Source organism: Streptomyces shenzhenensis (genome assembly GCF_021462265.1).
Lineage (GTDB): Bacteria > Actinomycetota > Actinomycetes > Streptomycetales > Streptomycetaceae > Streptomyces > Streptomyces shenzhenensis.
Window position 1 is genome coordinate 77,459 of the sequence record NZ_JAJONF010000001.1, and the last position, 24,619, is coordinate 102,077.

26 protein-coding genes and 1 pseudogene are annotated in these 24,619 nt (G+C 72.1%); 16 read left to right on the plus strand and 11 right to left on the minus strand.

Translation table 11 applies throughout. The features are described 5' to 3' along the window. Positions 1–4 precede the first annotated feature (4 nt). The 3 genes from LQ326_RS00345 (at position 5) to LQ326_RS00355 (ending at position 1,754) form a co-directional block, all read left to right on the plus strand. Positions 5–547 (plus strand): sigma-70 family RNA polymerase sigma factor, encoded by a 543-nt coding sequence (locus LQ326_RS00345; RefSeq protein ID WP_234531310.1) that lies wholly within the window; start codon positions 5–7, stop codon positions 545–547. Then, positions 544–1,347 (plus strand): anti-sigma factor, encoded by an 804-nt coding sequence (locus LQ326_RS00350; RefSeq protein ID WP_234531313.1) that lies wholly within the window; start codon positions 544–546, stop codon positions 1,345–1,347. Before LQ326_RS00345 ends, LQ326_RS00350 begins: the two co-directional genes overlap by 4 nt. A gap of 137 nt (positions 1,348–1,484) precedes the next feature. Continuing rightward, positions 1,485–1,754: a hypothetical protein gene (locus LQ326_RS00355; protein ID WP_234531315.1), complete on the plus strand. Its 270-nt coding sequence runs from the start codon at positions 1,485–1,487 to the stop codon at positions 1,752–1,754. A 23-nt stretch (positions 1,755–1,777) separates the two neighbouring features. Here LQ326_RS00355 and LQ326_RS00360 read toward each other — a convergent pair whose 3' ends face one another. From LQ326_RS00360 to LQ326_RS00370, 3 genes are read right to left on the minus strand one after another with little or no spacing between them, the layout of a single operon-like run. Continuing rightward, a complete protein-coding gene (locus LQ326_RS00360; protein ID WP_234531317.1) occupies positions 1,778–2,974 on the minus strand; it encodes a CaiB/BaiF CoA transferase family protein in 1,197 nt (398 codons plus the stop codon). 33 nt (positions 2,975–3,007) lie between these two features. Further along, entirely contained in the window at positions 3,008–3,784 is a 777-nt protein-coding gene (locus tag LQ326_RS00365; RefSeq protein ID WP_234531318.1) for an ABC transporter permease, read from the minus strand. Continuing rightward, positions 3,781–4,716 carry an ATP-binding cassette domain-containing protein gene (locus LQ326_RS00370; RefSeq protein ID WP_234531319.1) on the minus strand — a complete coding sequence of 312 codons (936 nt, stop codon included), beginning with the start codon at positions 4,714–4,716 and terminating at the stop codon, positions 3,781–3,783. The genes LQ326_RS00365 and LQ326_RS00370 overlap by 4 nt, the downstream gene beginning before the upstream one ends. Before the next feature lie 63 nt (positions 4,717–4,779). Between LQ326_RS00370 and LQ326_RS00375 the strand changes: the two genes are divergently transcribed. After that, positions 4,780–5,490: a TetR/AcrR family transcriptional regulator gene (locus LQ326_RS00375; protein WP_234531320.1), complete on the plus strand. Its 711-nt coding sequence runs from the start codon at positions 4,780–4,782 to the stop codon at positions 5,488–5,490. 77 nt (positions 5,491–5,567) lie between these two features. On the opposite strand, the gene LQ326_RS00380 is transcribed toward LQ326_RS00375, so the two are convergent. The 3 genes from LQ326_RS00380 to hmgA are packed head-to-tail and all read right to left on the minus strand — an operon-like array spanning position 5,568 to position 8,884. Beyond that, on the minus strand, positions 5,568–6,719 hold the full coding sequence (locus LQ326_RS00380; protein ID WP_234531321.1) for a type ISP restriction/modification enzyme: 1,152 nt from the start codon (positions 6,717–6,719) through the stop codon (positions 5,568–5,570). A gap of 12 nt (positions 6,720–6,731) precedes the next feature. Then, entirely contained in the window at positions 6,732–7,481 is a 750-nt protein-coding gene (locus LQ326_RS00385; RefSeq protein WP_234531322.1) for a GntR family transcriptional regulator, read from the minus strand. A gap of 26 nt (positions 7,482–7,507) precedes the next feature. Continuing rightward, the gene (gene hmgA / locus LQ326_RS00390) at positions 7,508–8,884 is read right to left on the minus strand and encodes a homogentisate 1,2-dioxygenase (RefSeq protein ID WP_234531323.1); all 1,377 of its coding nucleotides are present in this window, start codon (positions 8,882–8,884) and stop codon (positions 7,508–7,510) included. A 161-nt stretch (positions 8,885–9,045) separates the two neighbouring features. Here hmgA and LQ326_RS00395 point away from each other — a divergent pair, with 161 nt between their 5' ends. The 7 genes from LQ326_RS00395 to LQ326_RS00425 all read left to right on the plus strand — a co-directional run bounded on the left by LQ326_RS00395 (position 9,046) and on the right by LQ326_RS00425 (position 15,223). Next, positions 9,046–9,630, plus strand: a complete 585-nt coding sequence (locus tag LQ326_RS00395) for a hypothetical protein (RefSeq protein WP_234531324.1) — start codon at positions 9,046–9,048, stop codon at positions 9,628–9,630. A gap of 64 nt (positions 9,631–9,694) precedes the next feature. Next, positions 9,695–10,312, plus strand: a complete 618-nt coding sequence (locus LQ326_RS00400) for a TetR/AcrR family transcriptional regulator (protein ID WP_181806197.1) — start codon at positions 9,695–9,697, stop codon at positions 10,310–10,312. Positions 10,313–10,625: 313 nt separating this feature from the next. Next, positions 10,626–11,396 carry a hypothetical protein gene (locus LQ326_RS00405; protein ID WP_234531325.1) on the plus strand — a complete coding sequence of 257 codons (771 nt, stop codon included), beginning with the start codon at positions 10,626–10,628 and terminating at the stop codon, positions 11,394–11,396. After that, the gene (locus tag LQ326_RS00410; RefSeq protein WP_234531326.1) at positions 11,383–12,039 is read left to right on the plus strand and encodes a class F sortase; all 657 of its coding nucleotides are present in this window, start codon (positions 11,383–11,385) and stop codon (positions 12,037–12,039) included. Before LQ326_RS00405 ends, LQ326_RS00410 begins: the two co-directional genes overlap by 14 nt. A gap of 158 nt (positions 12,040–12,197) precedes the next feature. Next, positions 12,198–12,650, plus strand: coding sequence for a DUF3574 domain-containing protein (locus LQ326_RS00415; protein ID WP_234531327.1), 453 nt, complete (start codon positions 12,198–12,200; stop codon positions 12,648–12,650). Between the two features lie 82 nt (positions 12,651–12,732). Further along, complete coding sequence (locus LQ326_RS00420) at positions 12,733–14,121, plus strand: aldehyde dehydrogenase family protein (protein ID WP_234531328.1); 1,389 nt, start codon at positions 12,733–12,735, stop codon at positions 14,119–14,121. 13 nt (positions 14,122–14,134) lie between these two features. Continuing rightward, entirely contained in the window at positions 14,135–15,223 is a 1,089-nt protein-coding gene (locus LQ326_RS00425; RefSeq protein WP_234531329.1) for a Zn-dependent alcohol dehydrogenase, read from the plus strand. Between the two features lie 7 nt (positions 15,224–15,230). Here the strand turns inward: LQ326_RS00425 and LQ326_RS00430 are convergent, their stop codons facing one another. After that, positions 15,231–16,175: a DMT family transporter gene (locus tag LQ326_RS00430; protein ID WP_234531331.1), complete on the minus strand. Its 945-nt coding sequence runs from the start codon at positions 16,173–16,175 to the stop codon at positions 15,231–15,233. Positions 16,176–16,719: 544 nt separating this feature from the next. Next, on the minus strand, positions 16,720–17,379 hold the full coding sequence (locus LQ326_RS00435; RefSeq protein ID WP_234531332.1) for a TetR/AcrR family transcriptional regulator: 660 nt from the start codon (positions 17,377–17,379) through the stop codon (positions 16,720–16,722). Positions 17,380–17,439: 60 nt separating this feature from the next. Here LQ326_RS00435 and LQ326_RS00440 point away from each other — a divergent pair, with 60 nt between their 5' ends. The 3 genes from LQ326_RS00440 (at position 17,440) to LQ326_RS00450 (ending at position 19,659) form a co-directional block, all read left to right on the plus strand. Next, on the plus strand, positions 17,440–18,591 hold the full coding sequence (locus LQ326_RS00440) for an acyl-CoA dehydrogenase family protein (protein WP_181805934.1): 1,152 nt from the start codon (positions 17,440–17,442) through the stop codon (positions 18,589–18,591). Between the two features lie 59 nt (positions 18,592–18,650). Then, positions 18,651–18,938, plus strand: a complete 288-nt coding sequence (locus LQ326_RS00445; protein WP_234531334.1) for a YiaA/YiaB family inner membrane protein — start codon at positions 18,651–18,653, stop codon at positions 18,936–18,938. Between the two features lie 97 nt (positions 18,939–19,035). Next, a complete protein-coding gene (locus LQ326_RS00450; protein WP_181805930.1) occupies positions 19,036–19,659 on the plus strand; it encodes a TetR/AcrR family transcriptional regulator in 624 nt (207 codons plus the stop codon). A 12-nt stretch (positions 19,660–19,671) separates the two neighbouring features. Here LQ326_RS00450 and LQ326_RS00455 read toward each other — a convergent pair whose 3' ends face one another. Further along, the gene (locus LQ326_RS00455; protein ID WP_234531336.1) at positions 19,672–20,133 is read right to left on the minus strand and encodes a MaoC family dehydratase; all 462 of its coding nucleotides are present in this window, start codon (positions 20,131–20,133) and stop codon (positions 19,672–19,674) included. 124 nt (positions 20,134–20,257) lie between these two features. Between LQ326_RS00455 and soxR the strand changes: the two genes are divergently transcribed. Then, complete coding sequence (gene soxR, locus LQ326_RS00460; protein ID WP_234531340.1) at positions 20,258–20,728, plus strand: redox-sensitive transcriptional activator SoxR; 471 nt, start codon at positions 20,258–20,260, stop codon at positions 20,726–20,728. Between the two features lie 67 nt (positions 20,729–20,795). On the opposite strand, the pseudogene LQ326_RS47695 reads toward soxR, so the two are convergent. Further along, a pseudogene (locus LQ326_RS47695) lies at positions 20,796–20,879 on the minus strand (3-keto-5-aminohexanoate cleavage protein); the annotation flags it as partial. Positions 20,880–20,928: 49 nt separating this feature from the next. Next, a complete protein-coding gene (locus LQ326_RS00465) occupies positions 20,929–21,531 on the minus strand; it encodes a hypothetical protein (RefSeq protein ID WP_234531342.1) in 603 nt (200 codons plus the stop codon). A gap of 269 nt (positions 21,532–21,800) precedes the next feature. Between LQ326_RS00465 and LQ326_RS00470 the strand changes: the two genes are divergently transcribed. Then, positions 21,801–24,587 carry a penicillin acylase family protein gene (locus LQ326_RS00470; RefSeq protein WP_234531344.1) on the plus strand — a complete coding sequence of 929 codons (2,787 nt, stop codon included), beginning with the start codon at positions 21,801–21,803 and terminating at the stop codon, positions 24,585–24,587. Positions 24,588–24,619 lie beyond the last annotated feature (32 nt).

The window sequence follows — 24,619 nt, forward strand, 5'->3', positions numbered from 1 at the left end:
CGGGGTGGAGGCGGACGAACTGCTGGTGCTGGTCGCCGGAGGCGACCAGAAGGCGTTCGAGGACCTCTACGGACTTGTGTCCGGTCCGGTGTTCGGGCTCGTGCGACGCGTGGTCCGCGACCCCGCCCAGTCCGAGGAGGTGGCCCAGGAGGTGCTGCTCGAACTCTGGCGCTCCGCGGCCAGATTCGACCCCGGCCGGGGCAGTGCCCTGTCCTGGGTCCTCACCCTCGCCCACCGCCGCGCCGTCGACCGGGTGCGCAGCGCCCGCGCGGCCGGCGAACGCGAACAGCGCGAGGCCCTGCGCGCCGGCGAACCCGCCTTCGACCAGGTCGCCGAGACGGTGGAGGCCGGCCTGGAGCGTGAATGGGTGCGCCGCTGCCTGGACCGCCTCACCGCCCTGCAGCGCCAGTCCGTCACACTCGCCTACTACGACGGCTACACCTACCGTGAGGTCGCCGAGCGGCTCAAGCTGCCGCTGGGCACGGTCAAGACCCGGATGCGCGACGGACTCACCCGGATGCGTGACTGCCTGGGAGGCACCGCATGAGTCTCGTCGGCCGCCTGCTGCACCGCGAGGACCTGCACTCGCTGGCCCCGCCCTACGCCCTCGACGCCCTGGACGCCGGTGAACGGCGGCGCTTCGAGAGGCATCTCAAGGACTGCGACCGGTGTGCCGGCGAGGTCCGGGCGCTGACCGAGGACGCGGTGCGGCTCGCCTGGTCGACGGCGGCCCCGCCGCCGCTCGCGATGCGCGACCGGGTGCTGGCCGCCGTACGCGCCACCCCGCAGGAGCCGGCCCTGGGCCAGGAGCGCGTGCCCAATCTGCCGCCGCACGTCTGGGGCGCGCAGCCCCCGCCGCCGCGCCGGCGGCCGCGTCCGCTGTTCGTGCCGTTCGCCACCGCCACCGCGGCCGCCGCGCTGGTCGTCGCCTCACTGTTCGCGGTGCAGGCCGACCGGACCCAGGAGCAGCTCGACGCCGCGCGCTCCCAGTCACGTGAGATCGCCCACGTGCTGGCCGCGACGGACGCCCGCGCGACCAGCTACCAGGACGCCCAGGGCCGGAGTATCGGAGCGGTGGCCTCCGCTTCGGAGGGGCGGGCCGTCGTCACGCTCAGCGGATACGGCACCCCGGCGAACGGCCGGGTGCACCAGCTCTGGCTCATGCGCCCCCGTGTGCAACCGCGCTCCCTCGGGCTCTTCAAGGCCGGCACGCCCCTGGTCGCGACAGGGCTGAGCAGGTCCGCGACGTCACTCGCCGTGACCGTCGAGCCCGCCGGAGGGTCAGCGCAGCCCACCAGTCAGCCAGTTGTCCAACTCGCCCTGGAATCGGTCGGATTCGGAAAGTAATCGAAGCGTAGTTCAAGAGGGGTCGTCAACACCCTTGCGGGGAAGGTGAATCCTGTGACCGCGATACACGAGTGCCCCCTCGGGGCGATAGGGTTACCCTGCCCGGGCCGGGTGGACTCGTACGGGTGGGGAGTGACATGGATCAGATAACACGCAGCAGGGCGAGGGTTCCTGCGATCACCTGCGGGAGCGGCGCGACCAGTTCGCGCCTCGACCGCCATCTGTCGGTGCTGGCGGGTCCCGCCATACCGCAGCAGCAGGCGGTCGAGGCGACCTCGCTGATGCGTGAGCTGACCGCGCGTGAACCCGCGCAGCGCAGCGACCGGGTCACGCGGGTCGGCCGTGTCTCCCTCTTCGCGCCGCTGCGCAGGCTGCGCCGTTCACTGTTCGGCGGCAACAAGCACTGACCGCCCGACCGTCACGCCCGCGCTCAGGCCGCCACACCGTCCCGGCGCAACGCTGCGATCTCGGCGTCCGTCATCCCCACGGCACGCAGCAGCGCCCCGGTGTGCTGCCCGAGCGCGGGTACGTCCCCCATCCGCGCCTCGTCCCCGCCCGGCAGCGTGATGGGTGGCAGCAACGCACGCAGTGGCCCGACCGGTGACCCCACTTCCCGCCACCGCTGCCGCGCCGCCAGCTGCGGATGCCCGGCCAGTTCCCGCAGATCCCGCAGCCGCGCGCACGCGATGCCCGCGGCCTCCAGCCGTGCCAGCGCCTCGTCGGCACCGAGCGCCTTGAGAGCGGTGCCGACCAGTTCGTCGGTCCGCGCCCGGTTCGCCACCCGTGCCGCGTTCGTCGCGAACGCCGGATCCGTGCCCCACTCGGGCCGGCCGATCACCTGTTCGGCCAGTCGCCGCCACTCCCGGTCGTTCTGCACGGACAGCAGCACCCGCCCGCCGTCCGCGGTCGGATAGGCGTCGTACGGCGCGATCACGGCATGCGCCAGACCCGTGCGATCGGGCGGCGTCCCGCCGTGCATCGTGTGATGCAGCGGATGCCCGAGCCACTCGGCCAGTGCCTCCAGCATCGACACCTCCACCGGCCCGCCCCGCCCGGTGGTCCCGCGCCGCACCAGCGCCGCGAGGACGCCCGAGAAGGCGTACATGGCCGCCGCGATGTCCGCGGCCGGGATCCCGGCCTTCACGGGCTGCTCCGGCGTCCCGGTGACCGACACCAGCCCCGCCTCGCACTGCACGAGCATGTCGTACGCGCGTTTGCCGGCGTACGGCCCCGACGCCCCGTACCCGGAGATGTCCACCGCGACCAGCCGGGGGTGCGCGGCGCACAGCGTGGCCGCGTCGAGCCCGAGCCGGGACGCGGCACCGTGCGCCAGGTTCTGCACGAAGACGTCCGCGTCCGCGATCAGCCGCCGTACGACGTCCAGGCCGCGTGGGTCCTTGAGGTCCAGCGCGATGGACTCCTTGCCCCGGTTGCACCACACGAAGTGCGAGGCGAGCCCCCGGGCGGCGGTGTCGTAGCCACGCGCGAAGTCCCCGCCGTCGGTCCGCTCCACCTTGATGACGCGGGCCCCGAGGTCGGCGAGCTGCCGGGTGGCGAAGGGGGCGGCCACGGCCTGTTCGACGGCGACGACGGTGATGCCTTCGAGAGGCAGGGGGAGACGGTCCATGGACCGGATCATGTCCGGTGACCACCGGGTTTGTCAGCAGTGACCGTACCGGCGGACGGCCAGGGGCAGGAAGACGGCGATGAGGACCACGCTCCAGAGAACCGAGCCCAGGACGGGGTGCGCCACCGGCCAGGCCGCGCCGTCCGGGACGGGAGCGTTGCCGAAGAGGTCGCGCAGGGCCGTCGTCACCGCGCTGATCGGGTTCCACTCGGCGAGCGTGCGCAGCCAGCCGGGGAGGTTGCCGGTGGGAATGTAGGCGTCGGAGAGCAGCGGCAGCACGAAGAAGGACGCCCCGAGCTGACCGGCCGCCTCCTCGCTGCGGGTGAGCAGGCCGAGGTGGATGCCGACGGTCGTGCAGGCGAACCGGAACAGGAGCAGCAGGCCCACCGCGCCGGCCGCCGCGGCTGCCGAGCCCTCGACGCGCCAGCCCACGGCGAGTCCCACCAGGAGCAGGGGAACGGTACCCACCGTGGTGACGACGAGGTCCGCCACCGCCTGTCCCAGCGGTACCGCGGCCCGGCTCACCGGCATGCTCCGGAAGCGGTCCGTCACGCCTCGATGGGTGTCCTGGGCGGCCTGGAACATCCCCGTCATGATCCCGCCGGCCGCGGTCGCCACCAGCAGTCCCGGGACGAGGAAGGAGCGGTACTCCTGGCCGGGCATCGCCAGCGCGCTGCCGAAGACGTAGCCGAAGAACAGCAGCATGTTGACCGGCATCAGCTGGGTGAGGACCGCGAGGCCCGGGCTGTTGCGGACCCGGCGCAGCTGCCGTCCCGCCATCGCGACACCGTCGTACACGAGCTCACTCATGCGGGGCTTCCCGTCAGTCGGAGGAAGACGTCGTCCAGGGTCGGCTGTCTGATGCTCGCGTCGAGCAACGGCACTCCCGCCGCGTCGAGTTCGCGCACCAGGCGGGGGAGGGTGAGGGTGGGATCGGTGGTGACGGCGCCGACGGTGTGCCCGTCGTGATCGAACTGCGGCTCCGCTCCGGTGAGTTGATCGATGACGGCGGCGGCCTTCGGCAGCGCGTCCCGGTCGGCGACCACCGCCTGTGCGTACCGGCCGACGAGAGCCTTCAGTTCGGCGGGAGAGCCGGTCCGGGCCACCCGGCCCCGGTCGATCAGCACGATGTCGTCGGCGAGCTGGTCGGCCTCCTCCAGGTACTGCGTGGTGAGCAGCACCGTCGTGCCGTCCGCGGCCAGCTCGCGCACCGTGTCCCAGATGCCGTTCCTGCTGGCCGGGTCGAGGCCGGTGGTGGGCTCGTCGAGGAACAGCACGGCGGGGCGGCGGACCAGGCTCGCCGCGAGGTCGAGGCGGCGGCGCATACCGCCGGAGTAGGTGGCTGCCTTGCGGTCGGCCGCCTCGGCGAGACCGAAGCGGCCGAGGAGTTCGGCCGCCCGGTCGTTCGGCCCCGGCACCCGGTGCAGCCGGGCGAAGAGGCGCAGGTTCTCGTGGCCGGTGAGGTCGCCGTCGACCGAGGCGTACTGGCCGGTGACGCCGATGCTGCGGCGTACGGCCGCCGCGTCCCGGACCAGGTCGTGCCCCGCGACGCGGGCGGAGCCGGCGTCCGGCCGGAGGAGGGTGGCCAGCAGGCGTACGGCCGTCGTCTTCCCCGCCCCGTTCGGCCCGAGCAGTCCGCAGACCGCGCCCTGCCGTACGGCCAGATCGAGACCGCGCAGGGCGTGCACGGCGCCGAAGCGCTTCTCCAGACCCTCACTAAGTACAGCGTACGTAGTAGTCATACGGCGACCATAGCGCACTACGTACGCTGTACGTAACTAGGATGGTGGGCGAGGTGATGACCGATGGCAGTCCGAGGGGTCGAACCCGAGGTGATCTGGGCGCGTCCCGAGCGGACCGGGAGGGGGCCGCGGCCGGCGTTCACCCGCGCCGACATCGCGGCGGTCGCGGTGCGGATCGCCGACGCGGAGGGTCTGGACGCGGTGTCGATGCGGCATGTGGCGGCCGGCGTGGGGTGCGGCACCATGTCGCTGTACAACTACGTCCCCCGCAAGGAGGACCTGTACGAGCTGATGTTCGACGCGGTCAGCGCGGAGCACGAGCTCTGGGAGCCGACGGGGAACTGGCGGGCCGACATGATGCGGGTCGCCGAGCAGACCCGGGAGCTGATGCGCCGACACCCGTGGGTGGCCCGTCTGATGTCACCGGTCTACGGCTTCAGCCCCCATGCGCTGCGGTATCTGGAGCACTGTCTGGCCTGCCTGGAGCCGCTGGACGCGTCGTACGGCACCAAGTTCGAGCTGGTCGCCATGGTGAACGGTGTGGTCACCACCTATGTGCGGAACGAGATCGACACGGCCGAGCGGGTGCGGAACCTGCCGTGGTCCGAGGAACGGGAGAACGCGATGCGCATCGCCTACCTCGGGGGGCAGATCGCCTCGGGGGCGTATCCGCGGATGGCGGAGGCGTTCGCGCAGGATTCGGGGCCGGTTGACATGGAGGGGGTTTTCCGGCGGGCGGTGGCGCGGGTTCTGGACGGGTTCGCGTCGTCGTAGGCCGCGGGTGGGCGGGCGTCGGGCGCGCCCGCGCGGCGGCAGCCGCGGACCGAACGCGGCCCGCGCCCCTGGGCGACTCACAGCAGCGTCAGTTGACCCGCCGGGCCCTCTTCCGTGTGCTCCAGGATCGACGCCGGTTTGCGGGCCGTCTCCGGCGGCGGGAGAACGCCCGCCGCGGTCAGGTCGGCCGCCGTGATCGGTGTCTTGATCTCCAGCTCGGCCTGCTGCGCGCGGACGTCTGCCAGCAGGGTCAGGACCGTGATCAGTTCCAGCAGCTCCGAGGTCTGCTGCTGCGGCCATGTCGTGGGGCCGATCGCCGACAGGGTGCCCGGTTCCCCCTGTTGCGCGCGGGTGGTGAACCACGCCTGAAGGACCCGTACCTCGCCCATCCTGAAGTCCCACGCCTCCCGCGGCACCGGGGAGATGCGGCCCTCGTCGAGGTGGAGGGCCTCCTCCTCGGGGTCGTAGAGGAGCGTGCGGGGGCGGGCGGGGAGCGGGGCCCGGACGTACGGGCGGCGGCCGCCCGGGAGCCGGGGGCGTTCGCCGTCGCGGCGCAGCAGCCACAGGGCCCGCCGGCCCAGTGCCACGCCTCTCGACCAGAGGCCGGGGTCCCCGGTCAGCGGCACGGTGTGGTCGGCGCGCACCGTCGCCAGGATCCAGGCCAGGACGTCCACCGGAGTGGGGTCTTCGCCCAGCCGGTCGGCCAGGTAGGCCGGCAGCCCCGGTGCCAGGTTCGGTTCGTCGCCCCCCGGCCGGCGGTACAGCGGACGGATGCGGCCCGTGCGCAGGGTGGGCAGGAGGGAGGTCGCCAGCAGGGGCATCCCCTCCGCCGATTCCACCGCGAAGATCTGGCGGTCGTCCGCCACCCGCCACAACTCCGGGCGGGCCGCGTCGATCAGGCGGTGGTCCGGGAGCAGCCACTGTTCGTCGAAGGGGGCCGTCAGGACGCGGACCGGCTCCGGGCAGGGGGACGCGGCCCGCTCCAGTCTCTCCGTGCCGGTCGGCCGGCCCGGTAGCTGGGCCACCGCTGAATGGACCGACCGGGAGCGCGTCGGCTCGAACAGCGTCTCCCGGTCGGTGCCCTCGGCCTTGAGAAGGGCGTCCCAGCGGGCCTTCAGAGTCGCCGGGCCGGGAGCCGTCGGCCACCCCCGGCCGAGCCGTAGTGGTGCGACGGACCACGGCATGAGGTCCGCCAGCAGCGGAGCGTCGTCGGGCGTCACGCCCGGCATCGTACGACGAGTTCAGGTGGCGTCGAGGGTGACCGTGAAGGAGAAACGGTCGCCCCGGTAGTGGATGACCGCCAGATCCAGGACCCGCCCGGCGGTGTCGTAGGTGACGCCCGTGTAGTGCAGGATCGGGCTGAGGAGCGGGACTTGGAGCAGCCGGGCGGTCTCCGGGTCGGCCAGGCGGGCCTCGACCGTGTCCGTGATGCGGCTGATGTCCGCGCGGACGACGTCCCGGAGCACCTTGGTCATCGGCCAGCGGGCGAGGTCCTCCGGGTCGATGCGCTCGGCCAGTTCGGGGCGGACGTGGTTGCGGGCGTGGTTGGTGGGCTCGCCGGTCTGCTCGTCACTGCGCAGCCGGTGGTACGCCGCCACCTGCGCGAGATCCGGGAAGTACTCGGTGAGTTCGCCGGTGACGGGCACCGTGCCGTGGTCCAGCAGCCGTGCCGTCATGCCCGACTGCTGGGCCACGATCGCGTCCACCGAGCCGAGCAGCCGTACCGGGGTGCCCCGCCGGGCGTCCGGTTCGATGAAGGTGCCGCGGCGGCGGTGCCGGCTGATCAGGCCCTCGTCCTCCAGTTCCTTCAGCGCCTGCCGCATGGTCAGCACGCTCACGCCGTAGTGCTCCGCGAGCTGCTCCTCGGTGGGCAGCCGGAGCGGGTCCCGGGGCGAGCGGCCGAGTATCGAGGCGCGCAGCGACTGCGACACCTGGTACCAGAGCGGCAGCTTGCGGTTCAGGACGATCGAGTCCGGGGCGAAGGAGGTCACGGGCCATCCGTACCGGTGGTAGATCTTCAGGGCAAGGGGCGGAAGTGCCGTTCCAGGCCCTGCCACACGTCGTCGTAGCGCGGCTGGAGATGTTCGGCGGCCGCCGCCTGCGGGGTGAGGGTGACCGGCCAGCGGGTCTCGAACATGAATGCCAGACCGTCGTCCACCTTCTGCGGCCCCAGCTCGGCCGCGCTCGCCCGGTCGAACGTCTCCCGGTCCGGGCCGTGCGCGGACATCATGTTGTGCAGGGACCCGCCGCCCGGCACGAAGCCCCCCTTTCCGGCGGTCTTCGCGTCGTACGCGCCCTCGATCAGACCCATGTACTCGCTCATCACGTTGCGGTGGAAGTACGGCGGCCGGAAGGTGTTCTCGCCCACCAGCCAGCGGGGCGCGAAGACCACGAAGTCGACGCCGGCGAGGCCGGGGGTGTCGGAGGGTGCCGTCAGCACCGTGAAGATCGACGGGTCGGGGTGGTCGTACGAGATGGTGCCGATCACATTGAAGCGGCGGAGATCGTAGATGTACGGCACATGTGTGCCGTGCCAGGCGACCACGTCCAGTGGGGAGTGGTCATATGTGGCGGTCCACAGGTTGCCGCAGAACTTGTTGACCACCTCCACCGGACCCGCCACGTCCTCGTAGGCCGCGACGGGGGCCAGGAAATCCCGGGCGTTGGCGAGGCCGTTGGCGCCGATCGGGCCGAGCTCGGGGAGGCGGAAGGGCGAGCCGTAGTTCTCGCACACATAACCCCGGGCCGTGTCCTCCAGCAGCTCCACACGGAAGCGGACCCCACGAGGGATCAGTGCCACCTGTCCCGGTTCCACATGCAGCAGACCGAACTCCGTGTGCAGCAGCAGTCCGCCGTGCTCCGGGACGACGAGCAGCTCGCCGTCCGCGTCGGAGAAGACCCGCGTCATGGAGGCGTTGGCATGGTAGAGGTGCACGGCCATGCCGGTGCGCTGGGTGGCGTCGCCGTTGCCGCCCAGGGTCCACAGGCCGGCCAGGAAGTCCGTGCCGGGCGGCGGCTCCGGCGCCGGGTTCCAGCGCAGTCGGTTCGGGTCCGGGGCGAGGTCCGTGAAGGGGGCGGTGCGCAGCGCCCCGTTGCCGGCGGCGCGGGTGAACGCCGGGTGGGCGGCCGAGGGGCGGATCCGGTACAGCCAGGAGCGGCGGTTGTGGGCCCGCGGCTCGGTGAAGGCGGTGCCGCTGAGCTGCTCCGCGTACAGGCCGAGCGGGGCGCGCTGCGGGGAGTTGCGGCCTTCGGGCAGGGCGCCCGGCACCGCCTGGGAGGAGTGCTCGTTGCCGAACCCGGAGAGGTACGACAGCCCCTCGGCGGTCTTCCGTGCTTCCCCGCGCTCTCGCTCGCGCTCGTACACGCTCGCGCGGGAGGTGCCCCCATCGCTCATGATCGCTCCCTGAACCTGCCTGCACGCCATCGATTCCTATGCAACACCGTAGGATTGCGCGGGGCCGGGTGCAAGAGGGCCCGGATCATCCCGCGGGGGGACGGTGAGAACCCGACTTGAGGGGGATCCGGTCTCGGGCGCGCTGTTCTACGCTCCCGGGCATGTCGTGGACGCGTGGACTGCCGGGTGCGCTCGCGGTCTGCGTGCTGCTGCTGGTCGCGGCGGCGGGATGCGGGACCGGGGACGCGCACGGGCGGCGGGGAACGGCGTCGTCCTCGCCGGTGGGCAAGGTCCTCGACAAGACGGACACGGGCGGGCGCCACTACCGCGAGCTGGACAAGAAGCGGGCGCCCGAGGTGGACACGGTGGTCACCCCCGACGCCGCCGGCGGCTGGGACGTCCGGCTCGACGTGCACCGCTTCCGGTTCTCGCAGGCGGGCGGCGCGGCGAAGGCGGTCCTCGGCCGGGGCCTGGCCTACCTCTTCGTGGACGGCGGCCTGGTGACGCGGCTGCGCACGGCCGCGTACCACCTGCCCGCCGGCCTGGTCCCGCACGGCACCCATCACATCACCGCCCGGCTCTACGCGGACGACGGCACGGTCTGGGCCGTGCAGGGCAAGCCGGTGGAGAGCACCGCGGACGTCACCGCGTCGGGCGCGGAGACGGCCACACCGTCGGCATCGCCGGCCGCACCCGGCACTCCTCCGGCCGCCGGCACCGGCGCGAGCAGCCAGGACGCCGGATGAGTGCATGGGCCATCCGTCTGCGTACTCGGGGGCGTGGTTCCCGTGATCCCGGCGGAAAGGCATCATGAAGTCCGTGCCCCCAGCGACATCGCTTCGCAAAGCGCCCGTGCAGCGCCGCAGCGCCGAACGGCTGACCAGGATCCTCGACGCCTGTGCCGACCTCCTCGACGAGGTGGGCTACGACGAGTTGAGCACCCGGGCCGTCGCGGTGCGCGCCGGGGTGCCCATCGGCTCGGTCTACCGCTTCTTCGGCAACAAGCGCCAGATGGCCGACGCCCTCGCCCAGCGCAACCTCGAGCGGTTCTCCGAGCGGGTCACCGAGCGGCTGAAGGACGCGCCGAAGGGGGACTGGCGGGCCGCGATGGACGCGGTGCTCGACGAGTACCTGGCCATGAAGCGCACCGCCCCCGGCTTCTCCCTCGTCGACTTCGGCAACCAGATCCCGGTCGGCGCCCGCCACTCCGAACCCAACCGCAGAGTCGCCGACCGCCTGACGGACCTGCTCTCCGGCTATATCGGCCGCGCTTCCGACGAGGCCCTGCGTCGCACGTTCCTCGTCGCCGTGGAGACGGCCGACACCTTGGTCCACCTGTCCTTCCGGATGGACCCGGAGGGTGACGAGAAGATCATCACCGAGATGCGGGAACTCCTGCGGGCCTACCTGGCCCGGGTTCTGGACTGACGGTCGTCGCGAACGTCCCGACCGGAGCCCCGCCGGTGCTCGCCGAGCCCGGTCAGGCGCGCCGCGTCCGCGCGGTGGAGGCCGCCCGCGTCCCGGTCGCCGGCCGCCGCGCCGCATGTCCAGCCCGCCGGTGCCCGCCGTCCACGTCCTGACCGGCACGGCCGCGGACGCCGCGCGGGGACCCGGCGCTGCGCCGCACGAGGGATATCTGACGGCGCGTCGCACGTGGCTGCCCCGGTCCTCGGAGCGCGTGAGTGACAGTCCAGGCGAAAGGCTGATTTGTATGAAAATCATCTAACTCGGAGGAGCTTGCATGCCCACGCTCACACATCCGCGCACCACCGGTTCCCGCGCGGGCGCCACCGTCGTCCTCACCGCCCTCGCCGCGGCGGGCGCGTCGTGGGTGGCGGCGCCGAACGCGGCGGCGCAGGGGGAGAACGGTGACATCAGGGTCCACCGTGTGGGCGTGCCCTTCGGTGTGTCGAAGGACGACCCGGTCGTCTGCAGCTTCTACCTCGACGCCGTCAACTTCGACGACCTCAGCACGATCACCTACACCATCACGCCGCAGCCCCCGCTGCCCACCGCCGCCAGTTCCGGCGGCGCCATCCAGCTCGCCGGAGGGGCCGGCCACACCGACCCGCTGGGGCTGGCGGACGGGCAGTACAGCCTCACGTGGGCCCTGAACGGCCGGACCAAGTCGAAGATCTTCCGGGTCGACTGCCATGACAGCAGGCAGGCCGGCGCGCAGGGCCAGAACGGTGCCAACGGCTTCAACGATCCGAACGGGCAGAGCGGGGTCGGTCCGGGCGGCGGGGCCGGTTTGAACGGGCAGAACGGGGTCGCTCCGGGCGACGGGGCCGGTCTGAACGGCCGTATCGAGGACAACCAGCGCAACGACGCCTGGGTGCAGGGCACCGACCACGGCGGCCCGCGGGGCGGGGTGCACGCGGGTGGCGGTGGTCTCGCCGGCCTCACGGCCGCGTTCTCGCCGCTGGCCGCGGCCGCGGCCGTGAGTCTCGTCGCGGCCGGCGGCGTGATGTACGTCCGGCTGATCCGCCGTCGCCCCCATGGCGCCGCGTAGGCGCAGACGCAGGCCCTGGTACCGGACCCGTGCCTACCGTCTCGCGAGGACGGCCCTGCTGGCGATCGTCCTGGTGGCCGTGGTCCGGTGGTGGGGGGACGGCGGGCCGACCGTACCGGCCGGGCCGGACGCCTTGGCGGCCGGCCCGGGCGCGGGGGCCAGGCCCGGGCCTCCGCCCCGGCCGCTGCCCAGGTCCCGGCCGACGTCGCTGCGCATCCCGTTCCTGGGTGTCGACGCGCCGGTGGTCGGCATCCGGCTCGACCGGGACCGGCGGTTGGAGACACCGCCGGTCGACAAGCCGAATCTGGTCGGCTGGTTCCAGGGCGGCGCCACGCCGGGCGAGTCCGGCCTCGCGGTCGCCGTCGGCCACCGTGACACCACGACGGGGCCCGCCGTCTTCGCGGCACTCGCCCAGGTGACCCCGGGCAAACGGATCGAGGCCAGGCGCGCGGACGGCCGTACCGCCGTGTACACCGTGGACCGGGTGAAGGTCTACGACAAGGCTGACTTCCCCGACAAGGAGGTGTACGGCCCGACCCGGCGTCCCGAACTCCGGGTGATCACCTGCGGTGGTCTCTTCAGCCGGAGGACCGGCTACACCAGCAACGTGGTGGTCTTCGCCCACCTGGCCGCGACGCGGTGAGCGGGGGACGTGGGCGCGGGGTGCGGCGGAGACGCAGATCCGCTGCGGCCCCGCGCCCCTGACGGGGCGCCGCAGTCCAGCCGTGCCGGCCGGCCTGGACGAGTGAACTCCGGTGGGAAGCCGGGACTTGGGACGGGCGATCCCTCTAGGAATGGGGCATGCCTGTACATTCCCTCCGCAACCGTTCCGCGCTCGCCGTGGCCGGGATCCTGCTCGCCGGTACTCCGGCCGCGTACACCGCGCCGGCCGGCGGCCGTTCCCCGGCCACGTCGGCGCGAGGCGAGCCGTACGTCGAGACCCGGCTGCTCTTCGGCACCGCCCGACCGGACGGCGGGCCCGCCGTCACCGACCGGCAGTTCGCGGCGTTCGTCGACAAGGAGGTCACCCCGGAGTTCCCCGGCGGGCTCACCGTGCAGGACGGGCGCGGGCAGTGGCGGGACGCGCACGGGACGATCGAGAAGGAGCGGTCGTACGTGCTGATCCTGCTGTATCCGGAGTCGGGGGCGCGGGGCAGTGACCGGAAGATCGAGGAGATCCGGCGGGCCTACGAGAAGGCCTTCGCGCAGGAGAGCGTGGGCAGGGTCGACGAACGCGCCCGGGCCGACTTCTGATGGCCCCGGGGCACGTCTGGCGCACTAAAACTATCGCCGCTAGTTTGTGAGCGGACGACGCAGCCTGCCGGGAGGAACCAGCATGAAGGCACATGACGGCCTGTACATCGACGGCGACTGGCGCGCCGCCGAGAGCAGGGACGTGATCGAGGTGGTGAACCCGGTCGACGAGCAGGTCGTCGGGCGGGTACCGGCGGGCGGCGCGCTGGACGTCGACACCGCCGTGCGCGCCGCTCGTGCCGCCCTCCCGGCGTGGGCCGCGACGCCGCCCGCCGAGCGGGCCGCCCGGCTGGCCGCCCTGCGTGACGTGCTCGCGGCCCGGAAGGACGAGATCGCCGAGACGGTCACCGCCGAACTGGGCGCACCGCTCCAGCTCTCCCAGGCGGTCCACGCCGGCGTGCCGATCGCGGTCGCGGGCTCCTACGCCGAACTGGCGGCCACCCACCCCTTCGAGGAGCAGGTCGGCAACTCCACCGTCTACCAGGAGCCGGCGGGCGTGGTCGGCGCGATCACGCCCTGGAACTACCCGCTGCACCAGATCGTCGCCAAGGCCGCCCCGGCGCTCGCCGCCGGCTGCACGGTCGTGCTCAAGCCCGCCGAGGACACCCCGCTCACCGCCCAGCTGTTCGCGGAGGCGGTGCACGAGGCGGGCTTCCCGGCAGGTGTGTTCAACCTGGTCACCGGCCTCGGCCCGGTCGCGGGGCAGGCCCTCGCCGAGCACCCGGGCGTCGACCTGGTCTCCTTCACCGGCTCCACGGCCGTCGGCAGGCAGATCGGCGCGGTGGCCGGGGCCGCCGTGAAGAAGGTCGCCCTCGAACTGGGCGGCAAGTCCGCCAACGTCATCCTCCCGAGCGCCGACCTCGCCAGGGCCGTCAACGTCGGCGTGGCCAACGTGATGTCCAACTCCGGCCAGACGTGCAGCGCCTGGACCCGGATGCTGGTCCACACCGACCGGTACGAGGAGGCGGTGGAGCTGGCGGCGACGGCCGCCGCCAAGTACGGCGAGCGGATCGGGCCGGTCGTCAGCGCCAGACAGCAGGAGCGGGTGCGCGGTTACATCGAGAAGGGCGTCGCGGAGGGGGCCCGGCTGGTCGCGGGCGGCCCCGAATGCCCGCGTGAGCGGGGGTACTTCGTCAGCCCGACCGTCTTCGCCGACGTCACCCCCGAGATGACGATCGCGCAGGAGGAGATCTTCGGCCCGGTTCTGTCGATCCTGCGCTACGAGGACGAGGAGGACGCCCTGCGCATCGCCAACGGCACGGTCTACGGGCTCGCGGGGGCCGTCTGGGCCGGGGACGAGGCGGAGGCGGTCGCCTTCGCCCGGCGCATGGACACCGGGCAGGTCGACATCAACGGCGGACGCTTCAACCCCCTTGCCCCGTTCGGCGGTTACAAGCAGTCGGGCGTCGGGCGGGAGCTGGGCGCGCACGGGCTCGCCGAGTACCTCCAGACCAAGTCCCTGCAGTTCTGAGGAGGCCGCTGCGATGACTTTCACGGTCCGAGCCGCCGTACTGCCCGCCGTGGGCGCCCCGCTGTCGGTCACCGCGATCGAACTCCCGGACCCCGGCCCCGGCCAGGTCCGGGTCCGGCTCGCCGCCGCCGGCGTCTGCCACTCCGACCTCTCCCTCTGCGACGGCACCATGCGGGTGCCGGTCCCGGCGGTCCTCGGCCACGAGGGCGCGGGCACCGTGGTGGCCGTGGGGGAGGGGGTCACCCGGCTCTCGCCGGGCGACCCGGTCGTCCTCAACTGGGCGCCCTCCTGCGGAAGCTGCCCCGCCTGCGCGCTCGGCGAGGTCTGGCTGTGCGCCAACGCGCTGAACGGCTCCGCCGACGTCCACGCCCGCACGGCGGACGGCACCGACCTGCACCCCGGCCTGAACGTGGCGGCCTTCGCCGAGGAGACCGTGGTCGCCGAGTCCTGCGTCCTCCCGCTCCCCGCCGGCATCCCGCTCACCGACGCGGCCCTCCTCGGCTGCGCGGTCCTCACCGGGTACGGCGCCGTCCACCACTCGGCGCGGGTCCGGGCGGGCGAGACGGTGGCGGTGTTCGGCGCCGGCGGGGTGGGCCTGGCCACCGTCCAGGCGGCCCGGATCGCGGGCGCGTCCACGATCATCGCCGTGGACGTCTCCGCGGCCAAGGAGGGGCTGGCCCGCGCGGCCGGCGCCACCGACTTCGTCCTCGCCTCCGACACCACGCCCCGCGAGATCCGCGCCCGCACCGGCCGACAGGGCGTCGACGTCGCCGTGGAGTGCGTGGGCCGCGCGGTCAGCATCCGGGCGGCCTGGGAGTCCACCCGGCGGGGCGGCCGTACGACGGTGGTCGGCATCGGCGCCAAGACCGAACAGGTCACCTTCAACGCCCTGGAACTCTTCCACTGGGGCCGCACCCTCTCCGGCTGCGTCTACGGCAACTCGGACCCGGCCCGCGACCTGCCGGTGCTCGCCGGGCACGTCCGGGCCGGCCGCCTGGACCTCGGGGCGATGGTGACCGAACGCATCGCCCTGGAGGGCATCCCGGCGGCCTTCGAGAACATGACCGCGGGCAAGGGCGGCCGGGCGCTGGTCGTCTTCTGACCGGCCGTCACCGCACCTGTTCGGAGCGGGCCTCCCCGGCCCCGGTCACGGCCCGGGGAGTGCGCGTCCGCGCCTGGGACCGGGACACCGCCACACCGGCCAGGCACAGCACGCCGCCCGCCAGGGTGACCGGCCCGGGCACCTCGCCGAGAGCCAGCCACGACATCAGCACCACCAGCGCCGGCACGGCGTACGTCGTCGCGCCCATCCGGCTGGCGGTGGTCCTGGCCAGGGCGTACGCCCAGGTCGTGAAGGCGAGCGCGGTCGGGAAGACGCCCAGGTACACCATGTTCAGGGTGGCGGACAGGGGTGCGTCGGCGGCCTGGCGCACCAACTGCCCGGCGAACGGCAGACACGCGACGGCGCCGACGAGACACCCGTACGTCGTCGCCTGGAGCGCGCTCGCCCTGGCCAGCGCGGGCTTCTGGGAGACGACACCGGCCGCGTAGGCCACCGCCGCGAGCAGGCACAGCACCACACCCAGCACCGAGGAGCCGCCCTCGCCCGCCATCGACAGCCCCACGGTCACGGCACCCGCGAACGACACCGCCATCCCCGCGAGCAGCCGCGGCGGCATGGGATCACCGAGCAGCCGGGCGTCGAGCAGGGCGATCAGCAAGGGGCCGACGTTCACCACGAGGGCGGCCGTCCCCGCGTCCACCTGCTGCTCGCCCCAGTTGAGGGCGACCATGTAGAAGCCGAACCACAGCACGCCGGACATCCCGATCCCGCGCCAGGCGGACCTGGGCGGCGGCGGTATCCGACGTACGGCACAGATCAGCCCGAGCGCGAGCGCCCCGGCCGACATCCGCCCGAACGCGAGCGCGCCCGGCGAGTAGGCCGCCCCGGCACTGCGGATCGACACGAAGGCGGAGGCCCAGAGCACGACGGTGACGCCGGCGGCGACGGTCGGGAGAAGGCGTGGTCGAGCCGGGGTGGCCTGGTTCGTCATACCGCCGAGGGTAGGGACCGGACCGGCTCGGCGCTGGCGGATTTCGGACGGGTGATCGGCGGGCCGGAGGTGGAGCCGGGGGGTGGGGACGCTCACCGGCGCTTGCAGGGTGCCGCCCGCGCCCACCCGTGCCGCCCCAGCGGCACGACTGCCCGCGGTTTGTGAGACACGGCTGGGCAGCGCGCCCAAAGGGGCGCGGGGCTGTATCGATGTGCGGCTCCGCCGCGTGGGCGCGGCCAGCCCCCACCGGCCCGCAGTCGACCACGTACTCCCGCAACGACTGCCCGCGGTTTGTGAGACACGGCTGGGCAGCGCCCCGTCAGGGGCGCGGGGCTGTATCGATGTGCGGCTCCGCCGCGTGGGCGCGGCCAGCCCCCACCGGCCCGCAGTCGACCACGTACTCCCGCAACGACTGCCCGCGGTTTGTGAGACACGGCTGGGCAGCGCCCCGTCAGGGGCGCGGGGCTGTATCGATGTGCGGCTCCGCCGCGTGGGCGCGGCCAGCCCCCACCGGCCCGCAGCCGACCACGTACTCCCGCCACGACTACGCCGTCGTCTCCCGCACCCGCGCGAACTGTTCGTTCAACCCGTCCAGCAACGCCCGCAACCCCGTCTCGAACGCCCGCGCGTCGATCTTCTCCTGGCGTTCCGAGAGGAGATGCGCCTGCCCGAGATGCGGATAGTCGGCCGGGTCGTACGCGCTCACGTCGTCCACGAAGCCCCCGGCGAACGACCCCAGCGCCGACCCCATGATGAAGTACCGCATCAGCGCCCCGATGGACGTCGCCTGCGCCGGCGGCCACCCCGCGCCCACCATCGCGCCGTAGACCGCGTCGGCGAGCCGGAGGCCGGCCGGCCGGCGGCCGGGGCCCCGGGCGAGGACCGGGACGATGTTCGGGTGGTCGCGCAGTGCGGTGCGGTACGACACCGCCCAGTCGTGCAGCGCGGTTCGCCAGTCCCGGCCGCCGTCCTGCCCGAGGTTCTCGAACATCGACAGGTCGACCTGCGCGCTGACCGAGTCCGCGACCGCCTCCAGGATCTCGTCCTTGGTGCGGAAGTGGTTGTAGAGCGAGGGCCCGCTCACCCCCAGCTCGGCCGCGAGCCGCCGCGTGGAGACGGCCGCGAGGCCCTCCGCGTCCACGAGTTCCCGGGCCGCCCGGACGATCCGGTCGGTGCTGAGGAGGGGCTTGCGCGGTCGGGCCATGGCGCACATAGTAGGCCCGGGAGAATAAACTAGCAGTGCTAATTAAAGGGTGATCGCATGGTGAACCTGGGGCTCAGCGAGGAGCAGACCGCCGTACGCCGGCTCGCCCGGGACTTCGTCGACCGCGAGATCGCCCCGAACGCGACCGCCTGGGACCGTGCCGAGGAGGTCGACCGGGGCATCGTGAAGAAGCTCGGCGAGGTCGGTTTCCTGGGGCTGACCATCGACGAGGAGTACGGCGGATCCGGCGGCGACCACCTCGCGTACTGCCTGGTGACGGAGGAACTGGGCCGCGGGGACTCCTCGGTGCGCGGCATCGTGTCGGTCTCCCTCGGCCTCGTCGCCAAGACGGTGGCCGCCTGGGGGACCGAGGAGCAGAAACGGCGCTGGCTGCCCGGGCTCACCTCCGGCGCGTACGTCGGCTGCTTCGGTCTCACCGAACCGGGCACCGGCTCCGACGCGGGCAACCTCACCACCCGGGCCGTACGCGACGGCGACGACTACGTCGTCAACGGCACCAAGATGTTCATCACCAACGGCACCTGGGCCGACGTCGTCCTCCTCTTCGCCCGCTCCACCGACGCCCCCGGCCACAAGGGCGTCTCCGCCTTCCTCGTGCCGGCCGGCACCCCCGGCCTCACCCGCCGTCCCCTCCACGGCAAGCTGGGCCTGCGCGGCCAGGCCACCGCGGAGCTCGTCCTGGAGAACGTCCGGGTTCCCGCCTCGGCGATGCTCGGCCCGGAGGGCAAGGGCTTCTCGGTCGCCATGTCGGCGCTGGCCAAGGGGCGGATGTCGGTCGCCGCGGGCTGTGTGGGGATAGCGCAGGCCGCACTGGACGCGGCCGTCAAGTACGCCGGTGAGCGCGAGCAGTTCGGCACGCCGATCGCCGGACACCAGCTGGTCCAGGAGCTGATCAGCGACATCGCCGTCGACGTGGACGCGGCCCGGCTGCTGACCTGGCGGGTCGCCGATCTGATCGACCGGGGGCTGCCGTTCGCCACCGAGTCCTCCAAGGCCAAGCTCTTCGCCTCCGAGGCCGCGGTGCGCGCCGCCAACAACGCCCTCCAGGTCTTCGGCGGCTACGGCTACATCGACGAGTACCCGGCCGGCAAACTCCTGCGTGACGCCCGCGTGATGACCCTCTACGAGGGCACCAGCCAGATCCAGAAGCTGCTCATCGGGCGGGCGCTCACGGGTGTCTCGGCGTTCTGAGTACGTCCCTGAGTATCCCGACGGATGTGGCGCGGGCCACGTGCGCCGATGCTCGGACCATGAGTGACGCACCGGTCAGACACCAGAACACGGCGGCCTTCTACGGCCAGGCCGTCGCCTCCTTCGCCCTCGCCATGACGGCCACCGTCATCGGCATCCTCCGGCTGCACGCCGACGCCTGGGTACGCGGCTTCCTCGGCATCGCCGTGCTCTACCTCGTCACCTCCGCCTTCACGCTCGCCAAGGTGATCCGTGACCGCCAGGAGGCCGGGCAGCTCGTCAGCCGCGTCGACCAGGCCAGGCTGGAGAAGCTGCTCGCCGAGCACGACCCCTTCGAGAAGCTCTGAGGCCCCGCCGCCGGGAAAGCTCTGAGCGGGCACACTAAGCGCTCGCTCAGCTTCGGCGGTATGGTGGAGCTCCGGTATCGAGAGGGGCGAACGAGCGATGAGTACGGCGGAGGAGACGGCCGGCGGCGAGGTCGAGCCGTGGGAAGAGGTCACCCCTGACGCGGCCCGGCGCCTGCTGGTCGCCGCCGTGGAGGCCTTCGCCGAACGCGGCTACCACGCCACCACCACCCGCGACATCGCGGGCCGGGCCGGCATGAGCCCCGCCGCGCTCTACATCCACTACAAGACCAAGGAAGAGCTGCTCCACCGGATCAGCCGCATCGGTCACGACAAGGCCCTGGACATTCTCCGGACGGCCGCCCGGCGCGAGGGCACCGCCACCGAGCGGCTCGCCGACGCGGTCAGCTCCTTCGTCCGCTGGCACGCCGGGCGGCGTACCACCGCCCGGGTCGTGCAGTACGAACTCGAGGCACTCGGCCCCGACGCCCGCGCCGAGATCCTCGACCTGCGCCGCCAGGTCGACGCCGAGGTGCGCGGAATCATCCAGGAGGGCGTCGCCGCCGGCGAGTTCGACGTCATCGACGTGCACGGCACCACCCTCGCGGTGCTGTCGCTCTGCATCGACGTCGCCCGCTGGTTCAACGTCAACGGCCCCCGGACCCCCGAGGAGGTCGGCGCGCTCTACGCCGACCTCGTGCTGCGGATGGTGGGTGCCAAGTAGCCGCGGGGCCGCTCAGAGGTAGTAGCGGGAGACCGACTCCGCGACGCAGACCGGCTTGTCGCCGCCCTCGCGCTCCACGGTGAAGGCGACCGTCACCTGGACGCCTCCCGTGACGTCCGTCACGTCGGTGATGGTCGCGGTGGCGCGCAGCCGCGAGCCGACCGGGACGGGCGAGGGGAAACGGACCTTGTTGGTGCCGTAGTTGACCCCCATCTTCACGCCCTCGACCTTGATCAGCTGGGGACCGAAGAGCGGGAGGAGCGACAGGGTGAGATAGCCGTGCGCGATGGTCGTGCCGAACGGGCCGGCGGCGGCCTTCTCCGGATCGACGTGGATCCACTGATGGTCGCCGGTCGCCTCCGCGAACAGGTCGATCCGCTTCTGGTCGACCTCCAGCCAGTCGGTGTGGCCCAACTGCTCGCCCACGGCCGCCTTCAGCTCGTCGGGGGAGGTGAAGATCCTCGGTTCTGCCATGTTGCCGGCCCTCTCGCACTCACGGGATCACGCGTTGCCATGTCTAAGCAACTGCTTAGCATGGTCGGGTACGGGCCCCCTGTCAACGGACCGCGACCCGCACCCCCTGGGTAGTCTCTGACGGGTGCCGCAGATTCCCGAGAAGATCCATGAGCTGACCGTGGGCCAGTTGGCCGCGCGCAGCGGCGCCGCCGTCTCCGCGCTGCACTTCTACGAGTCCAAGGGCCTCATCAGCAGTCGGCGGACCCCCGGCAACCAGCGCCGCTACACCCGCGACACACTGCGGCGGGTCGCCTTCGTCCGGGCGGCGCAGCGGGTCGGCATCCCGCTCGCCACGATCCGCGAGGCCCTCTCCCAACTCCCCGAGGAGCGCACGCCGACCCGCGAGGACTGGGCCCGCCTCTCGGCGGCCTGGCGCGCGGAACTCGACGAGCGCATCAAGCAGCTCAACCGCCTGCGTGATCATCTGACCGACTGCATCGGCTGCGGCTGTCTGTCGCTGGACACGTGCGTGCTGTCCAACCCGGACGACGCGTTCGGCGAACGGCGGGCGGGTTCCCGGCTGCTGCCGGAACGGGTGGAGCGCGGGCAGTAGGGCGCGCCGGCCACCGTCCGTGCTGGAGCGGCCTCTCGGTCACCAACCGCGCGTTGGACAGGGCCCGTCAGCCGTCCGGCAGCGGCAGGGTGTCCTCCAGCCCGATCCGGGTCGCGAGGCCCGGCCGGCCCGCCGGCCGCAGCACCGGCCAGGTCACCGGCAGTTGGGGGGTGCGGCGTCCCCGGCGCACCCCCGTGTGGTCAGGCCGACATGAGAAGCCGCCCGCGCCTGGCGTAGGCCAGGGCCTCGGCGGTCAGTACCGGACGCGGCACCAGGATCCCGCAGTCCGCGCAGACCGGACCGGCGGAAGGCTCGTGGTCCAGGTCGTACTTCCAGATGAGGTGCTCCCCTTCGCACACCGGGCAGGCCGTGCCCGGCGCGCGCTCCAGGGCGGCGATCAGCCGTCGCAGCACCTCGGCGAGTGGTCCGTCGGGATGGACCCGTGGGTCGTCGCACCAGGCCACTCCGAATCCGCCCCAGGTCAGCCGGTGCCAGTCGTCCACGCTGCCCGGGCGGCGCAGCCCGTCGTGCTTCTCCTTCTTGCGGCGCTCGGCGAACTCGCTCTCATAGCCGAGCCACACCGTCCGTGCCTCCTCCAGCTCCTCCAGCGCGCCCACGAGACGCACCGGATCGGGGGAGCGGTCCTCGGGACCGAACCCGGCCCGCGAGCAGAGATGGTCCCAGGTCGCGCGGTGCCCGTAAGGAGCGAACCGCTCCAGGCACTTGCGCAGCGAGTAACGCCGTAGCGCCAGATCGCACCGTGGGTCCCGCACCTGTCTCGCCAGACTCCGGAAACCGGCCATCGCCCTGCACCTCCGTCACACCTGCTGCTGTACTTCGGTCACTTCGGCGTCGCCCGCACGGGCTTCGCGCGGCGTTGCCGTATAGACGTATCGACACTCGAATCGGCTCCATCCGATTTCCGATGCCGTCCATAAGGCCGCCCGCCTTGACCGACGGCCGGTGACAGCGCCGACGCGGGCGACCACTCCAAAACTTGACGCATGTTCATCTTCAATCCCGGGGATACCGGCGGTAACGTCCGGCACCACCCCCGTTGTGAGGAGCCGCCATGCCCCGGCGCACCAGATACCACGCTCTGTTCGACAAACTGAGAACTCCCCGCAAGCTCCCCGGGTTCCTGAAAGCCGCATCCGTATGCGTCCTCGTCGCCGGCCTGCTCTCCCCGCTGGTCCAGGCGACTCCGGCGGCGGCCGCGGCCTCGAACGACTACTGCGGCGGCCAGTGTTCCGACATCCTGCCGCCCGGCGAGAACGGCAACGCCACGCTCGCCCAGATCCTGCTCAACCAGGCCTTCGGCACCCAGCCCAGCCATGCCGAGGACCAGCTCGGCCCCTACAGCAACCTGGCGACGGGGTACTCCACCCTCACCGACGCGAAGATCAACACGTTCTTCAACGACTCGTCGTTCGGGGTCCCCTCCAGTCAAGTCGCCTCCACGGAGAAGCCGGCCGGCCGCAGCGACGTCACGATCGTCCGCGACAAGCCGACCGGAGTGCCCCATATCACCGGTACCACCAGGTACGGCACGGAGTTCGGCGCGGGGTATGCCGCCGCTGAGGACCGGCTGTGGCTCATGGACGTGTTCCGGCACGTCGGCCGCGGCCAGCTCACCACCTTCGCCGGTGGGGTCGCCTCCAACCAGGGCCTGGAGCAGGAGTTCTACCGCAACGCCCCCTACTCCGAGGCCGACCTCCAGGCGCAGATCGACAACGCCGTCGCCAGCAACGGCGCCCGCGGCCAGCAGGCCCTCGGGGACGCCAACGCCTACCTCGACGGCATCAACTCCTACATCGACGCCTCCGACAGCGGCCGTTACTTCCCCGGCGAGTACGTCCTGACCGGGCACAAGGACTCGATCACCAACGCCGGCACGATCGACCACTTCAAGATCACCGACCTGGTGGCGCTGGCCTCCGTGATCGGCGCGCTGTTCGGGTCCGGTGGCGGCGGCGAGGTCAACAACGCCATATCGCTGCTCGCCGCCCAGGAGAAGTACGGCGTGACGGAGGGCACCAAGGTCTGGGAGTCGTTCCGCGAGCGCAACGACCCCGAGGCCGTGCTCACCGTCCACAACGGCGAGAGCTACCCCTACGGCACCAAGCCCGCCGACCCGCAGGGCGAGGCGCTGCCGGACGCCGGGTCGGTGACGACCGAACCGCTGGTCTACGACGCCACCGGAACCGGCGCCGACCAGAGCGCCAACGCCGCCGCCGCGGCGGCGACCAAGACCGCGCTCAGCTCGGCCAGACGCGGCATGTCCAACGCCCTCGTCGTCAGCGGCAAGTACACCGCGAGCGGCCACCCGATCGCCGTCTTCGGACCGCAGACCGGCTACTTCGCCCCGCAGCTGCTCATGCTCCAGGAGATCCAGGGCCCGGGCATCAGCGCCCGCGGCGCCTCCTTCGCCGGCCTGAGCATGTACGTCGAACTGGGCCGCGGCCAGGACTACGCGTGGTCCGCGACCACCTCCGGGCAGGACATCATCGACTCCTACGCGGTCGAACTCTGCCAGGACGACTACCACTACCTCTTCCACGGCACCTGCACGGCCATGGACGAGGTCCAGCAGACCAACTCCTGGAAGCCGACCACGGCCGACGGCACGGCCGCCGGGTCGTACACCATGAAGGTCTGGAGGACCAAGTACGGCCCGGTCGAATACCGGGCCACGGTCGGCGGGAAGAGGGTCGCCTACACCACCCTCAGATCCTCCTACATGCACGAGGCCGACTCGATCATCGGCTTCCAGATGCTCAACGATCCCGACTACGTGAAGAGCCCGCAGACCTTCCAGAGCGCGGTGCAGCACATCAACTTCACGTTCAACTGGTTCTACGCCGACTCCTCGCACACCGCGTACTACAACAGCGGCAACAACCCGGTGCGGGCGAGCGGCGTCGACTCCGAGTTCCCGGTCTGGGGGCAGGCCGCCTACGAGTGGCAGAACTGGAACCCGGCCACCAACACGGCCGACTACACCCCGGCCTCCCAGCACCCCCAGTCGATCGACCAGGACTACTACATCTCCTGGAACAACAAGCAGGCACTGAACTACACGACCGCGAGCTGGGGTGACGGCTCGGTGCACCGTGGCAACCTGCTCGACGACCGGGTCAAGAAACTCCTCGCCGCCGGTGGTGTCACCCGCTCCTCGCTTGTCAAGGCCATGGCAGACGCGTCGCTCACGGACCTGCGTGCCGAGGACGTCCTGCCCGACCTCCTGAAGGTGGTCAACAGCAGTACCGTCACCGACTCCACGGCCGCCGCGGCGGTCACCAAGCTCCAGACCTGGCTGACCGCGGGCGGCAAGCGCACGGAGACCTCGGCGGGCTCGAAGGCGTACGCCAACTCCGACGCCATCCGGATCCTGGACGCCTGGTGGCCGCTGCTGGTGAAGGCCGAGTTCCAGCCCGGCCTCGGTGACAACCTGTACACCGCGTTCACCAACAACCTGTACATCGACGAGACCCCGTCGGCCGCCCACGGACCGACCGGTTCGCACGCCGGAAGCTCCTTCCAGTACGGCTGGTGGAGTTATGTCGACAAGGACATCCGGTCGGTGCTCGGGCAGACCGTTTCGGGACCGCTCGCCGAGCAGTACTGCGGCGGCGGCAGCCTCAGCGCCTGCCGGGACATCCTCATCAGCACCCTGAAGACGGCGGCCGGCACCAGCGCGTCCACCGTCTACCCCGGGGACTCGCTGTGCTCGGCGGGCGACCAGTGGTGCGCGGACTCGATCGTCCAGCGCACCCTGGGCGGCATCAAGCACTACAACATCAGCTGGCAGAACCGGCCGACCTTCCAGCAGGTCGTGGAGTTCACGTCACACCGGTGAGCCGAACACCGGTGAGCTGATGTCTTACGGCG

Excerpts from the sequence above, each read along its gene's own strand:
- LQ326_RS00400 (WP_181806197.1), top strand. The coding sequence starts at position 9,695 with ATGAAGTCCGTGCCCCCAGCGACATCGCTTCGCAAAGCGCCCGTGCAG.
- LQ326_RS00420 (WP_234531328.1), top strand. The coding sequence starts at position 12,733 with ATGAAGGCACATGACGGCCTGTACATCGACGGCGACTGGCGCGCCGCC.
- LQ326_RS00450 (WP_181805930.1), top strand. The coding sequence starts at position 19,036 with ATGAGTACGGCGGAGGAGACGGCCGGCGGCGAGGTCGAGCCGTGGGAA.
- LQ326_RS00430 (WP_234531331.1), bottom strand. The coding sequence starts at position 16,175 with ATGACGAACCAGGCCACCCCGGCTCGACCACGCCTTCTCCCGACCGTC.
- LQ326_RS00465 (WP_234531342.1), bottom strand. The coding sequence starts at position 21,531 with ATGGCCGGTTTCCGGAGTCTGGCGAGACAGGTGCGGGACCCACGGTGC.
- LQ326_RS00410 (WP_234531326.1), top strand. The coding sequence starts at position 11,383 with ATGGCGCCGCGTAGGCGCAGACGCAGGCCCTGGTACCGGACCCGTGCC.
- LQ326_RS00370 (WP_234531319.1), bottom strand. The coding sequence starts at position 4,716 with ATGACTACTACGTACGCTGTACTTAGTGAGGGTCTGGAGAAGCGCTTC.
- LQ326_RS00395 (WP_234531324.1), top strand. The coding sequence starts at position 9,046 with ATGTCGTGGACGCGTGGACTGCCGGGTGCGCTCGCGGTCTGCGTGCTG.
- LQ326_RS00425 (WP_234531329.1), top strand. The coding sequence starts at position 14,135 with ATGACTTTCACGGTCCGAGCCGCCGTACTGCCCGCCGTGGGCGCCCCG.
- LQ326_RS00405 (WP_234531325.1), top strand. The coding sequence starts at position 10,626 with ATGCCCACGCTCACACATCCGCGCACCACCGGTTCCCGCGCGGGCGCC.
- LQ326_RS00380 (WP_234531321.1), bottom strand. The coding sequence starts at position 6,719 with ATGCCGGGCGTGACGCCCGACGACGCTCCGCTGCTGGCGGACCTCATG.
- LQ326_RS00445 (WP_234531334.1), top strand. The coding sequence starts at position 18,651 with ATGAGTGACGCACCGGTCAGACACCAGAACACGGCGGCCTTCTACGGC.
- LQ326_RS00355 (WP_234531315.1), top strand. The coding sequence starts at position 1,485 with ATGGATCAGATAACACGCAGCAGGGCGAGGGTTCCTGCGATCACCTGC.
- LQ326_RS00375 (WP_234531320.1), top strand. The coding sequence starts at position 4,780 with ATGGCAGTCCGAGGGGTCGAACCCGAGGTGATCTGGGCGCGTCCCGAG.
- LQ326_RS00365 (WP_234531318.1), bottom strand. The coding sequence starts at position 3,784 with ATGAGTGAGCTCGTGTACGACGGTGTCGCGATGGCGGGACGGCAGCTG.
- LQ326_RS00435 (WP_234531332.1), bottom strand. The coding sequence starts at position 17,379 with ATGGCCCGACCGCGCAAGCCCCTCCTCAGCACCGACCGGATCGTCCGG.
- LQ326_RS00415 (WP_234531327.1), top strand. The coding sequence starts at position 12,198 with ATGCCTGTACATTCCCTCCGCAACCGTTCCGCGCTCGCCGTGGCCGGG.
- LQ326_RS00470 (WP_234531344.1), top strand. The coding sequence starts at position 21,801 with ATGCCCCGGCGCACCAGATACCACGCTCTGTTCGACAAACTGAGAACT.
- LQ326_RS00350 (WP_234531313.1), top strand. The coding sequence starts at position 544 with ATGAGTCTCGTCGGCCGCCTGCTGCACCGCGAGGACCTGCACTCGCTG.
- hmgA (WP_234531323.1), bottom strand. The coding sequence starts at position 8,884 with ATGAGCGATGGGGGCACCTCCCGCGCGAGCGTGTACGAGCGCGAGCGA.
- LQ326_RS00455 (WP_234531336.1), bottom strand. The coding sequence starts at position 20,133 with ATGGCAGAACCGAGGATCTTCACCTCCCCCGACGAGCTGAAGGCGGCC.
- LQ326_RS00360 (WP_234531317.1), bottom strand. The coding sequence starts at position 2,974 with ATGGACCGTCTCCCCCTGCCTCTCGAAGGCATCACCGTCGTCGCCGTC.